The sequence below is a fragment of the Pseudomonas sp. 91RF genome, assembly GCF_003576265.1.
In the GTDB taxonomy this organism is placed as follows: domain Bacteria; phylum Pseudomonadota; class Gammaproteobacteria; order Pseudomonadales; family Pseudomonadaceae; genus Aquipseudomonas; species Aquipseudomonas kribbensis.
On record NZ_QWFC01000058.1, the window covers coordinates 33,609 to 45,481 of the forward strand.

At 61.2% G+C, this 11,873-nt stretch carries 14 protein-coding genes; 7 read left to right on the forward strand and 7 right to left on the reverse strand.

The window, feature by feature from the left end; all coding sequences use genetic code 11:
- Positions 1–13: 13 nt before the first annotated feature.
- The 3 genes from DXT77_RS29020 to DXT77_RS29030 all read right to left on the reverse strand — a co-directional run bounded on the left by DXT77_RS29020 (position 14) and on the right by DXT77_RS29030 (position 2,357).
- Positions 14–868 (reverse strand): shikimate dehydrogenase, encoded by an 855-nt coding sequence (locus DXT77_RS29020; protein WP_119430115.1) that lies wholly within the window; start codon positions 866–868, stop codon positions 14–16.
- A gap of 5 nt (positions 869–873) precedes the next feature.
- Positions 874–1,314, reverse strand: a complete 441-nt coding sequence (gene aroQ / locus DXT77_RS29025; protein WP_011336043.1) for a type II 3-dehydroquinate dehydratase — start codon at positions 1,312–1,314, stop codon at positions 874–876.
- 131 nt (positions 1,315–1,445) lie between these two features.
- Positions 1,446–2,357, reverse strand: a complete 912-nt coding sequence (locus tag DXT77_RS29030; protein WP_119430116.1) for a LysR family transcriptional regulator — start codon at positions 2,355–2,357, stop codon at positions 1,446–1,448.
- Between the two features lie 203 nt (positions 2,358–2,560).
- Between DXT77_RS29030 and DXT77_RS29035 the strand changes: the two genes are divergently transcribed.
- Positions 2,561–2,989, forward strand: a complete 429-nt coding sequence (locus DXT77_RS29035; RefSeq protein ID WP_119430117.1) for a DUF4160 domain-containing protein — start codon at positions 2,561–2,563, stop codon at positions 2,987–2,989.
- Positions 2,986–3,432 (forward strand): hypothetical protein, encoded by a 447-nt coding sequence (locus DXT77_RS29040; RefSeq protein WP_119430118.1) that lies wholly within the window; start codon positions 2,986–2,988, stop codon positions 3,430–3,432. The genes DXT77_RS29035 and DXT77_RS29040 overlap by 4 nt, the downstream gene beginning before the upstream one ends.
- 55 nt (positions 3,433–3,487) lie before the next feature.
- Here DXT77_RS29040 and trmA read toward each other — a convergent pair whose 3' ends face one another.
- Both trmA and DXT77_RS29050 read right to left on the reverse strand, forming a co-directional pair.
- A complete protein-coding gene (gene trmA / locus DXT77_RS29045; RefSeq protein WP_085712227.1) occupies positions 3,488–4,567 on the reverse strand; it encodes a tRNA (uridine(54)-C5)-methyltransferase TrmA in 1,080 nt (359 codons plus the stop codon).
- On the reverse strand, positions 4,564–5,859 hold the full coding sequence (locus tag DXT77_RS29050; RefSeq protein ID WP_119430119.1) for an NCS2 family permease: 1,296 nt from the start codon (positions 5,857–5,859) through the stop codon (positions 4,564–4,566). The genes trmA and DXT77_RS29050 overlap by 4 nt, the downstream gene beginning before the upstream one ends.
- Before the next feature lie 220 nt (positions 5,860–6,079).
- Here DXT77_RS29050 and DXT77_RS29055 point away from each other — a divergent pair, with 220 nt between their 5' ends.
- On the forward strand, positions 6,080–6,529 hold the full coding sequence (locus DXT77_RS29055; RefSeq protein ID WP_119430120.1) for a DUF4879 domain-containing protein: 450 nt from the start codon (positions 6,080–6,082) through the stop codon (positions 6,527–6,529).
- Positions 6,530–6,595: 66 nt separating this feature from the next.
- Complete coding sequence (locus tag DXT77_RS29060) at positions 6,596–7,147, forward strand: DJ-1 family glyoxalase III (protein ID WP_119430121.1); 552 nt, start codon at positions 6,596–6,598, stop codon at positions 7,145–7,147.
- Positions 7,148–7,152: 5 nt separating this feature from the next.
- Here the strand turns inward: DXT77_RS29060 and DXT77_RS29065 are convergent, their stop codons facing one another.
- On the reverse strand, positions 7,153–7,440 hold the full coding sequence (locus DXT77_RS29065; RefSeq protein ID WP_045121630.1) for a HigA family addiction module antitoxin: 288 nt from the start codon (positions 7,438–7,440) through the stop codon (positions 7,153–7,155).
- A gap of 120 nt (positions 7,441–7,560) precedes the next feature.
- Positions 7,561–8,799: an MFS transporter gene (locus DXT77_RS29070; protein WP_085712223.1), complete on the reverse strand. Its 1,239-nt coding sequence runs from the start codon at positions 8,797–8,799 to the stop codon at positions 7,561–7,563.
- Between the two features lie 399 nt (positions 8,800–9,198).
- Here DXT77_RS29070 and DXT77_RS29075 point away from each other — a divergent pair, with 399 nt between their 5' ends.
- Genes DXT77_RS29075 through DXT77_RS29085 form a run of 3 tightly spaced genes read left to right on the forward strand, consistent with a single transcriptional unit; the run spans position 9,199 to position 11,871 of the window.
- A complete protein-coding gene (locus DXT77_RS29075) occupies positions 9,199–10,635 on the forward strand; it encodes a cytochrome ubiquinol oxidase subunit I (protein ID WP_085712222.1) in 1,437 nt (478 codons plus the stop codon).
- 3 nt (positions 10,636–10,638) lie between these two features.
- Positions 10,639–11,646 (forward strand): cytochrome d ubiquinol oxidase subunit II, encoded by a 1,008-nt coding sequence (cydB, locus tag DXT77_RS29080; protein WP_085712221.1) that lies wholly within the window; start codon positions 10,639–10,641, stop codon positions 11,644–11,646.
- Between the two features lie 57 nt (positions 11,647–11,703).
- Positions 11,704–11,871 carry a DUF2474 domain-containing protein gene (locus DXT77_RS29085; RefSeq protein WP_007950992.1) on the forward strand — a complete coding sequence of 56 codons (168 nt, stop codon included), beginning with the start codon at positions 11,704–11,706 and terminating at the stop codon, positions 11,869–11,871.
- The last annotated feature ends 2 nt before the right edge of the window (positions 11,872–11,873 follow it).

The following is an 11,873-nucleotide window of genomic DNA, read 5'->3' on the forward strand; positions in this document are numbered from 1 at the left end:
CCCCCTCACGGTTTCATCCTTTCATGCTTTGAAAGTGCGCCAGCATTCGCTGCGCATCCGGCGCCACGCCGCTGAACAGTTCAAACGCCTTCACTGCCTGAAACACCGCCATGTTGCCACCATCCAGGGTTCGGCAACCCAGGGCGCGGGCGTTGCGCAGCAGTTCGGTTTCCAGCGGGAAATACACGATCTCCGCCACCCACAACTCTGGCCGCAGCAATGCTGCCGGCACGGGCATGCCCGGCAGTTTGGCCATGCCCATCGGCGTGGTGTTTACCAGACCATCGGCCTGACTCAACGCGCTCGACAGATCGTGCCCGGCCGTGGCGCGGCCAGCGCCGAAATGCTGGTTGAGGTTGTTGGCCAGGCTTTCGGCCCGCTCCACGTCCACATCAAAAATGCTCAACTGACGTACGCCTTCGCTCAGCAAGGCGTGGGCCACTGCCGCGCCTGCGCCACCGGCTCCCATCTGGACCACACACTCGCGGGCAACATCGGGCAGGCCACGACGAAAACCTTCGGCGAAACCCAGGCAATCGGTGTTGTGGCCGACGCGTTTGCCGTCCTTCAGCACAACGGTGTTCACGGCGCCGATGCCCCGTGCTTCGGGAGACAACTCATCGAGCAACGGGATGATTGCCTGCTTGCACGGGAACGTGATGTTCAGTCCGGTGTAGTTCATTCGCTCGGCGGCGAGCAGCAGGTCGGGCAGGGCGTTGCTGTCCAGTTGCAGTTGATCGAGATCGATCAGTCGATACAGGTAACGCAGGCCCTGTTCATCACCTTCATGTTCATGCAGCGCCGGAGTGCGGGAGGCCTGAATGCCGGCACCGATCAGCCCGGCGAGTATCACGTTGTTGCGGTTCATGCGGTTCACCCCTTCAACCGCTGGCTGAAATGCTCCAGGGCCAGGCGATAACCGTGGCTGCCGAAGCCGCACATCACGGCGGTGGCGATGGCCGAAACGAACGAGTGATGACGGAACGGTTCGCGGGCGTGGACGTTGGACAGGTGGACTTCAATCACGGGCAATTCACTGGCGACCAAGGCATCGCGGATCGCCACCGAGGTGTGTGTCCAGGCAGCCGGGTTGATGACGATGCCGGCGCAGCGCTGGCGGGCGCCGTGAATCCAGTCGAGCAATTCGCCTTCGTGGTTGGTCTGGCGAAACTCCACGGCCAGGCCGAATTCTTCGGCGGCACGCCCGCACAGGGCAGAAATGTCGGCCAGGGTTTCGTGACCGTAGGTCGCCGGTTCACGGGTGCCGAGCAGGTTCAGGTTCGGGCCGTTGAGCACCAGAACGATCGGGGGCATGGGGGCAAACTCCACTTATTGTTTTTGGCTTGGGCCGAGGGTTTCGACCTGTGGAGTTAAATTGTACTAGCTGGTTACTTTAATCAATTGATCTACGTTCGCTGCACCGTTTTGTGTTCGGTAATCGGACATTAATGCGGCAATTGCTCGACCAGAAAATCGATGAAAGCCCTGACGCGCAGCGGCATGTGGCGATTCTGCGGGTACAGCAGCGTGAACGGACGCGAGCGCCCGCTGTAGGGTTTGAGTACTTCCACCAGCGAGCCGTCGGCCAGTTCTTTTTCGACGATGAAGCGGTAAGTCTGGAACAACCCGGCGCCGTGTCTGGCCAGGGTCACGCCACCGAGCACGTCATCAGAGCAACAGAAATTGCCCTCGGCGAGGACTTCCCGTGGCGCGTCCTCTTCGTAAAACAGCCAGGTAATCCGCCGCCCACTGCTGGGCAACTCGTACTGAATGCATTCGTGCTGTTCGAGGTCTTCGAGAGTCTGTGGCGTGCCGGCGCGCTTGAGGTAATCGGGGCTCGCGACCATCACCAGCGCCGCATCTTCCAGGTGTCGGGCGATCAGGCCCGAATCGGGAATCGCCCGCACGCGGATCGCCATGTCGTAACCCTCGCCGACGAAGTCGATGTTGCGATTGCTGATGTGCATCTCGACCTTCACTTGCGGAAAGCGCGCACGAAAGGCCGGCAGCAGCGGCAGGATCCGATGATGTGCGTAAGTTGTAGGAATACTGATGCGCAAGGTGCCGGACGGTTCCTGCTGCTGACCCATGACTTCCCGTTGCGCCTCCACCAGTTGCGCCAGTGCCTGACGACATTCTTCGTAATAGCGTCGGCCGCTGTCGGTCAGTTTCACACTGCGAGTCGTGCGCGCGAACAACCGCACACCCAGGCGTTCCTCCATGCGCGAAACCGAGCGGCTCACCGCCGCCGGCGTCACCGAAGCCGCCTGTGCCGCACCGGTGAAACTGCCGCACTCGGCCGCCAGACAAAACAACTCGATGCTGCCCAGCTGAAGGTCGTCGAAGTGTCGCTGCATGATTGATTACACCGGGGAATGAGTCTTCGTATGTAGCAAATGCGCGGCCGCTACGAAAGAACTGCTTACCATTTTGCGCGGGGCTTTTGCGGCTCCCGCACTAGGCTCGAAAGGTAACGGCCACAGTGGGCGTAGGTGCCGATGGTCGGATTTGCCAGGGAATGGCAAATGTTGAAACTTTTAAACCTAACGGATGGGTTAGCATGAAGGTATGCAGTTACAAAGGACTGTCATTGGTGATCATGTTGCGTGACGAACATTGTCCGCCCCACGCACATGTGGATGCAGGCGCCTGGAGCGCCCGCTTCAAATTCAGTTTCTGGCACAACGGCGTTGAACTGTGGGATGTGGTGCCGCTGTCGCATCGACCGCCGGTCAGCCTGCTTGAAGGGCTGCGCCAGTCGCTGCGTGAAACGGATCATCTGCGGAGGGCCCGCTGGATCTGGTGGACCCGGTTGCGAACGGCCTGTCTCGACAATCAATGGTGGGACGGGCAGTCGAACCAGGTGGCGGTACTGCGGGAGGTCGCCAGCACAAGCTTCAGGATTGGATCGGCGTATTACGAATCTGAGGTCAACAAAACCCTGTTGGCCCTGGTCGGCGCCCACGAAGGAGTGGAAATAGAATTATGAAAACAGTCAAAGCCACGCTGCACGCGGATCGCCCCGTCACGGAAAAACGTCTGGACGAGGCCGTCGACCGTGGCGGTGTTCGTCGTCGCAGCAGCCTGCAAGCCGTGTCAGTAGCCTTTCAGAAACCGTGTCTGGTGATTCACTTCGAGGACGACAGCGGCGTGCTGCTGCCGGTGAATCTTTACCGCGAATTCGATGATTTCGAACCGGAAGACTTCAACGGGTTGAACGTCGGATTTGCCGGCACCGCGCTATGCCACGACGGCAAGGACCTGCAGGTTTCCATCGCCGGCATGATCTCGGCCAGCCAGCCATTGATGGCGATGGCGGCCTCGGTGATCGCTTCCCGCAATGGCCGCCAGAGCAGCACCGCGAAAGCTGAAGCTGCACGGGCCAACGGCAGGAAGGGCGGACGCCCGCGCAAAGTCGATCCTGTGTCATGAACGGGCACAAAAAAGCCGTCGGTCAGGACGGCTTTCTTGTTTCTGGGGCCTGCGATCAACGCCGGGTCAACAGCACGCCGGATTCCATGTGGTGGGTCCACGGGAACTGGTCGAACAACGCGCAGCGGGTGATGCGGTGCGTGTCGTGCAGTTGGGCGATGTTGGCCGCCAGGGTCTCCGGGTTGCAGGAGATGTACAGGATGTTGTCGAAGCGACGGGTCAGTTCGCAGGTGTCCGGGTCCATGCCGGCCCGTGGCGGGTCGACGAAAACGCTGCCGAACTCGTAGCTCTTCAGGTCGATGCCGTGCAGGCGGCGGAACGGGCGAACTTCGTTCAGGGCTTCGGTCAGCTCTTCGGCGGACAGACGCACCAGGGTGACGTTATCCACAGCGTTTTCGGCCAGGTTGCTCAACGCGGCGTTGACCGATGTCTTGCTGATTTCGGTAGCCAGCACTTTGCGCACACGGGTCGCCAGCGGCAGGGTGAAGTTGCCGTTGCCGCAGTAGAGCTCCAGCAGATCGTCGCTGCGATCGCCCAGTGCTTCGTATGCCCAGTTGAGCATCTTCTGGTTCACGGTGCCGTTGGGCTGGGTGAACGCACCTTCGGGTTGGCGATAGCTGAACGTGCGACCGCCGACTTCGAGTTTCTCGACCACGTAATCGAGGCCGAGCACTTCGCGCTTGCCCTTGGAGCGACCGATGATGCTGACGCCCAGATCCGCCGACAGCTTGGTGGCCGCCGCGTGCCAGTGCTCGTCCAGCGGACGGTGATAGCACAGGGTGATCATGGCGTCGCCGGCCAGGGTGGTCAGAAACTCCACCTGAAACAGCTTGTGGCTCAACGCCGCGCTGGCCTGCCAGGCCGCCTTCAATTGCGGCATCAACTGGTTGATGCGCAGGCTGGCGATCGGAAACTCTTCGATCAGGATCGGCGTGCGTTTGTCGTCCTGGGAAAACATCGCGTAATGCCGCTCACCGCCCTCGCGCCACAGGCGGAATTCGGCACGCAGGCGGAAGTTCTGCAAAGGCGAGTCGAACACCGTTGGTTCCGGCGCATCGAACGGGGCCAACAGGTCACGCAGGCGCGTGACCTTGTCTTCGAGTTGTGCGGCGTAGGCCTGGGAATCAAAAGTCATGCGTTGAACCAACCCAGCTTGATCACGAACAGAATCGACAGGATCACCAGCGCCGGGTTCAGCTCACGGGCGCGGCCGGACAGCAGTTTGATCGCGGTCCAGGCGATGAAGCCGAAGGCGATGCCGTTGGCGATGGAGTAGGTGAAAGGCATCGCCAGGGCGGTGACCACGACCGGTGCGGCGACGGTGATGTCTTCCCAGTCTATTTCCGCCAGGCCCGAAGTCATCAGCACGGCGACGAACAGCAGCGCCGGCGCGGTGGCGAACGCCGGTACGCTGGCGGCCAGTGGCGAGAAGAACAGCGCCAGCAGGAACAGGATCGCGACGACGATGGCGGTCAGGCCGGTGCGGCCGCCGGCGCTCACGCCCGCAGCGGATTCAATGTAACTGGTGGTGGTCGAGGTGCCCAGCAGCGAGCCGGCCATCGCCGCGGTGCTGTCGGCGATCAGCGCACGGCCCATTTTCGGCATGTGGCCGTCCTTGCCCATCAGGCCGGCGCGCTTGGCGACGCCGATCAAGGTGCCGGAGTTGTCGAAGAGGTCGACGAAGAGGAAGGCGAAGATGACGCTGACCAGACCGATGTCCAGTGCGCCCTTGATGTCCAGTTGCAGGAAGGTCGGGGCCAGCGAAGGTGGCATCGATGTCACGCCGCCAAACGGGGTGAAACCCATCACGATCGAGACGATTGTCACCGCGAGAATGCCGATCAGCACCGCACCGCGCACTTTCAGGGCTTCAAGGGCAACGATCAGGGCGAATCCGAGGGTGGCGAGGATCGGTGCCGGTTGTTTCAGGTCACCGAGGCCGACCATGGTTGCCGGGTTGGTGACCACGATGCCGGCGTTGTGCAGGGCGATCAGCGCCAGGAACAGGCCGATACCGGCGGCAATCGCCGAACGCAGCGGCAGCGGGATGCTATTGATGATCCATTCACGGATGCGAAAGATCGACAGCAGGAAGAAGCACACGGCCGAGATGAATACCGCACCCAGTGCCACTTGCCAGGTGTGGCCCATGTGCAGCACGACGGTGTAGGTGAAGAAGGCGTTCAGGCCCATGCCCGGTGCGAGGGCGATCGGGTAGTTGGCGATCAGGCCCATGACGGTGGAGCCGATGGCGGCGGCCAGACACGTGGCGACGAACACCGCGCCCTTGTCCATGCCGGTCTCGCCGAGGATGCTCGGGTTGACGAACAGAATGTAGGCCATGGCCAGGAAGGTCGTGACGCCCGCCAGAATCTCGGTCCGCACGTTGGTGTTGTGTGCCTTGAGTTGAAACAGCCTTTCCAGCATGTCTGCTCCCCGTGGCGCGCGTGGCGCCGTGAATGTATCGACCTCAACAGCAAAGCACAGACCGTCGCAAGCGCCTGGAAAATTGTGGTGGGCCGGAAAAAGCCGCGCATCATACCAGCAGCGTGAGGAATATGGCGGATGTTGGCATCGATCGTCGGCGAAGTTTTGTGTCGCGGCCAAACCGGCCATACTGCGCGCTGATTTTTGGGGAATGGATCGCATGAACAAGCTTTGGATGAAGGCCTGCGGGTTGATCGCACTGATGCTGGCCGGGGCTCCCGCAGCGCTCGCGGCGTCGGCGGCGCCACTGAGCGAATTGAAAGTCATCAAGGTGCAGTCGTCGTCTTGCGGGCTCGAAGACATTACCGACGGCCAGGTGCAGACCCGTTGCGATCACAGCGGTCCGGGCATCAAGGTCTATGTGCTGGAAATCGGCTACGGCCAGAGCCAGCCCCAGGCGGCAGTGGACGGTTTTGAAGTGAACGGCACGCGTAGCCCGGTCTGTGCCTTCGATAACGGCAATCTGACCGAGTGCACACCTGGTAGCAAAACCGTCGGCTCTCTCTATACCTTCGATCTGGCCGGCCGGCAGGAGGGCACTTTCACGTTCAGCAACACCTCGATCAATGCTCCACGCAACACGATGTCGACCCAGCTTTACATCAAGTAACGGCTGCCGCGAACAGGGCAGGGCAAATCTGACTAAGCTTTGAAGATCACCCAGCGGATGGCGCCCATGACCTTTAGAGCCCTGATTACCCTCGCCGAGGGCATCGATGATCTGCAAAGCGTGACCTTGATCGACGTGCTGCGCCGGGCCGGCATCGAAGTGATGGCGGCCAGCATCGAGGGACGGCGCATGCTGACCTGCGCCCGAGGCACACGACTGACCGCCGACGGCATGCTCATTGATGTGCTGGCCCAGACCTTCGACCTGATCGTCCTGCCCGGCGGCGCGGTCGGCGCACAACATCTGGCGGCCCATCAACCTCTGCAACAATTGCTCAAGGACCAGGCCAGCGCCGGACGCCTGTTCGCCGCTATCGCCGAAGCCCCGGCGCTCGCGCTGCAAAGTTTTGGTGTGTTGCGCCAAAGACGCATGACCTGTTTGCCCGCCACCAGCCATAACCTTTCTGGTTGTACCTTTGTCGATCAACCGGTGGTTGTCGACGGCAATTGCATTACCGCCCAGGGTTCCGGCGCCGCGCTGGCATTTGCCCTGACACTGGTCGAGCAACTGGCGGGAAAGGCCGTCAGAGCGAAGGTGGCGGGGGAGTTGCTGGCCTGAGAGCGTCAGGCGTGAGCAGCGATTGGTTGAATGGCTGGCTGCTCACGGTGCTCGGCTTGCCAAAGGTCGTAATCGGTTTGAACGCCTAGCCACATGCGAGCCTTGCCAATCCCCGCGCGTTCCAGACGGACGGCCAGATCCGGGCTGATCGGCGCATGTCCGTGCAAGACGCGAGAAAGGTGAGGGCGAGCAAATCCAAGATGCCGAGCCAATTCAGTAACGCTGATCCCGAGCTCCGGCAATACATCCATCAGCAGCGTTTCACCGGGGTGTGGCGGGTTGTGCATGGGCATAGGATTTGATCATGTGGCGAGTGTAAGGCGATACATTACACTCAATGCGGTATCTATGTACCGCATCTTTTCGAGCTGATTGTGCTTGGCGGGCTTATTCCGCAGGTGGCAGCGGTGCAGCTAAGCCTTCACCTCTTCCACCGGCACATGCATCCGGTCGCGGTTGGCCAGGGTCGGGAACAGTTTGATCCACGTCCCGGTCACCACCAGCGTACCGATGCCGCCCATCACCACCGCTGGCACGGTGCCGAACCAGTGGGCGGTGAGGCCGGATTCGAATTCGCCCAGCTGGTTCGAGGCGCCGATGAACAGGCCGTTCACCGCGCTGACCCGGCCGCGCATTTCGTCCGGGGTTTCCAGTTGCACGAACGAGGCGCGGATCACCATGCTGATCATGTCCGCCGCGCCCAGCACCACCAGCACCGCCAGCGAGAACCAGAACGAGGTCGACAGACCGAAGGCGATGGTGGCTACGCCAAATACACCGACAGCGGTGAACATCACCCGGCCGACGTTGCGTTCGACGGCGAAGCGCGCCAGGAACAGCGACATCATCAACGCCCCCACCGCCGGCGCCGAACGCAGCAAACCCAGCCCCCACGGCCCGGTCAGCAGGATGTCCTTGGCGAACACCGGCAATAATGCCGTGGCGCCGCCGAGCAGCACGGCGAACAGATCCAGCGAGATCGCCCCGAGAATGTCCGGGCGGCTGCGGATAAAGCGAATCCCCGCCAGCAATGAGTCCAACGTCGCCTTGCCCTTGTTCAACGGGGTCTGGCGCGCGGGCAGGTTGAGCATCAACGTGCAGGCAATCACGTACAGAACGACGGTCGGGCCATACACCCAGACGCTGCCGAAGGCATAAAGCAGACCGCCAAGCGCGGGGGCGACGATGGTTGCCGATTGCTGCGCCGACTGCGCGGCGGCAACTGCCCGTGGGAACAATGCGCTGGGCACGATACTTGGCAACAGGGCCTGAGTCGTTGGCATCTCGAAGGAGCGCGCGGCGCCGAGCAGGAACGCCAGGATAAAGATCATTTCCCGGGTGACATGGTCGGTAGCGCTGCCAATCGCCAGTGCCAGAGCGATCAACGCCTGCAACGACTGACAGATGGCTGCGACCTTGCGCCGGTCGTAACGATCGGCAACGTGGCCGGTGTGCAACATGAACAGCACCCGTGGAGCGAACTCCACCAATCCGACCAGTCCCAGATCGAGCACGTTGCCGGTCAGTTGATAGAGGTTCCAGCCGATGGCCACGGTGAGCATCTGGAAGCCGCTGGCGGTGAAGATCCGGGCAAACCAGAACGCAAGAAAGGGACGGTGGTGGCGTAACAGCAAGGGCTCTTGGCTGGGCATCTGCGGGCCGGTCTTGATCGAGGGGAATCGCGAGATTATCACCACTCTGTAACAGGAAGTTGCCATGACGAAAAATTTAGTTAGCCAGACATCGATTTTCCGCGCCCGTACAGCGTTCACGGCCAGGGATGTATTTCAGAGCGTTGCCAGATCTGTGAGGCAACTTGTCACGCGGCAAAAGACCACGCGGTTCCCCGTCGGAAATGGGACTACTCTTTCTACGTTGATTGATCCAGATCAAGACCCTTCGCGGAACCGATCCCGGACCCGTCGGCAGACTCCCTGCGTCGCGATGCCTGTAAAAAGAAGAACGAATTCGAGTTCGCCGCACTCCATACCCGTGGGGGCAGTGGTTCAAGGCCGCCAGTCCTGGAACCGTTATCTGATAGAGGAAAGCTTATGTTCGGTTTAGAGGCCCTGGATCTCGCCCGAATTCAGTTCGCGTTCACCATCTCGTTCCACATCCTGTTCCCGGCGATCACCATCGGTCTTGCGAGCTACCTCGCGGTGCTGGAAGGCTTGTGGCTGAAAACCGGCAACGACACCTATCGCGATCTCTACCACTTCTGGTCGAAGATCTTTGCCGTCAACTTCGGCATGGGCGTGGTCTCGGGCCTGGTCATGGCCTACCAGTTCGGCACCAACTGGAGCCGCTTCTCGGACTTCGCCGGTTCCGTTACCGGGCCGTTGCTGACGTATGAAGTGCTCACGGCGTTCTTCCTCGAGGCCGGTTTCCTTGGCGTGATGCTGTTCGGCTGGAACAAGGTAGGACGCAAGCTGCACTTCTTCGCCACGGTGATGGTTGCCATCGGCACGCTGATTTCGACCTTCTGGATTCTCGCGTCCAACAGCTGGATGCAGACGCCGCAGGGCTTCGAGATCGTCAACGGTCAGGTAATCCCGACCGACTGGCTGGCAATCGTGTTCAACCCTTCGTTCCCGTATCGCCTGATGCACATGGCGACTGCCGCGTTCGTCGCAACGGCGTTCTTCGTCGGCTCTTCGGCGGCGTGGCACCTGCTGCGCGGCAAGGACAACCCGGCGATCCGCACCATGCTGTCGATGGCGATGTGGATGGCATTGATCGTTGCGCCGATCCAGGCGGTCATCGGCGACTTCCACGGGCTCAACACCCTCAAGCATCAGCCTGCGAAAATCGCCGCGATCGAAGGTCACTGGGAAAACGTCGGCAACGAAGCGACGCCGCTGATCCTGTTCGGCTGGCCGGACATGAAAGAAGAGAAAACCAAATACGCCGTCGAGATCCCGTACCTCGGCAGCCTGATCCTGACCCACTCGCTGGACAAGCAAGTCCCGGCGCTCAAGGAGTTCCCGCCAGAAGACCGGCCGAACTCGACCATCGTGTTCTGGTCGTTCCGGATCATGGTCGGCCTCGGTTTCCTGATGATCTTCACCGGACTCTGGAGCCTGTGGCTGCGCAAGCGCGACACGCTCTACACCTCGCGGCCGTTCCTGTACCTGGCGTTGTGGATGGGGCCGTCCGGCCTGATCGCGATCCTGGCGGGCTGGTTCACCACGGAAATCGGTCGTCAGCCGTGGGTGGTCTACGGCTTGATGCGCACGGCGGATGCGTCCTCCAATCACAGCTTCATGCAGATGAGCATCACGCTGATCATGTTCGTGGTGGTGTATTTCGCGCTGTTCGGTGCGGGTCTGGGCTACATGATGCGCCTGGTGCGCAAAGGGCCGAAGACTGACGAAGGCAAGGAAACCAACGACGGTGGTCCTGGCCAGAAACGCACGCCAGCCCGTCCGTTGTCCGCTGCCGACGACGATGGCGCCGAACACGACCGCAGCCTGACCAAGGAGATTTGAATCATGGGTATTGATCTTCCGCTGATCTGGGCCGTGATCATCATCTTCGGGATCATGATGTACGTGGTCATGGACGGCTTCGACCTGGGGATCGGGATTCTCTTCCCGTTCATTCCCGGCAAGACCGACCGCGACGTGATGATGAACACCGTCGCCCCGGTATGGGACGGCAATGAAACCTGGCTGGTACTGGGCGGTGCGGCGTTGTTTGGTGCCTTCCCGCTGGCCTACTCGGTGGTGCTGTCGGCGTTGTACCTGCCGTTGATCTTCATGCTGATCGGGCTGATTTTCCGTGGCGTGGCGTTCGAGTTCCGCTTCAAGGCCAAGGACGCCAAGCGTCACCTGTGGGACAAGGCGTTCATCGGTGGTTCGGTGGCGGCGACGTTCTTCCAGGGGGTGGCGCTGGGTGCGTTCATCGATGGGCTGCCGGTGGTCAATCGGCAATATGCCGGTGGTTCACTGGACTGGCTGACGCCATTCACGCTGTTCTGCGGTGCCGCGTTGGTGGTGGCGTATGCCTTGCTCGGCTGCACCTGGCTGATCATGAAGACCGAAGGCAAGCTTCAGGAGCAGATGCATGACCTGGCACGCCCGCTGGCCTTCGTGCTGTTGGCAGTGATCGGCATCGTCAGCCTCTGGACGCCACTGGCCCACCCGGAAATCGCGACGCGCTGGTTCAGCATGCCGAACCTGTTCTGGTTCATGCCGGTGCCGATCCTGGTGCTGGTTACGATGTACGGTTTGATCCGTGCGGTAGCACGCAATGCCAACTACATGCCGTTCCTGCTGACCCTGGTGCTGATCTTCCTCGGCTACAGCGGTCTGGGCATCAGCCTGTGGCCGAACATCGTGCCGCCGTCGATCTCGATCTGGGACGCCGCCGCTCCGCCGCAAAGCCAGGGCTTCATGCTGGTGGGTACGCTGTTCATCATTCCGTTCATCCTGGGTTACACCTTTTGGAGCTACTACGTGTTCCGCGGCAAGGTCACCCATGAAGACGGTTATCACTAGGGCTGATCACGATGGCGCCGACCGCGGCGCCATCTCCCTCAACCGGAGGATGCAAGCATGACCGGCAAACATTCCCTGCACGACATTGAAGAAGCCGAAAAAAAGCCGCTGTGGCAGCGGCTCGGCTGGTTGGCCATGATCTGGGTCGGCAGCGTCGGTGCACTGTTCATCGTCGCCAGCCTGATGCGCATGTTCATGAACGCCGCGGGCCTGACCACGCACTGAAA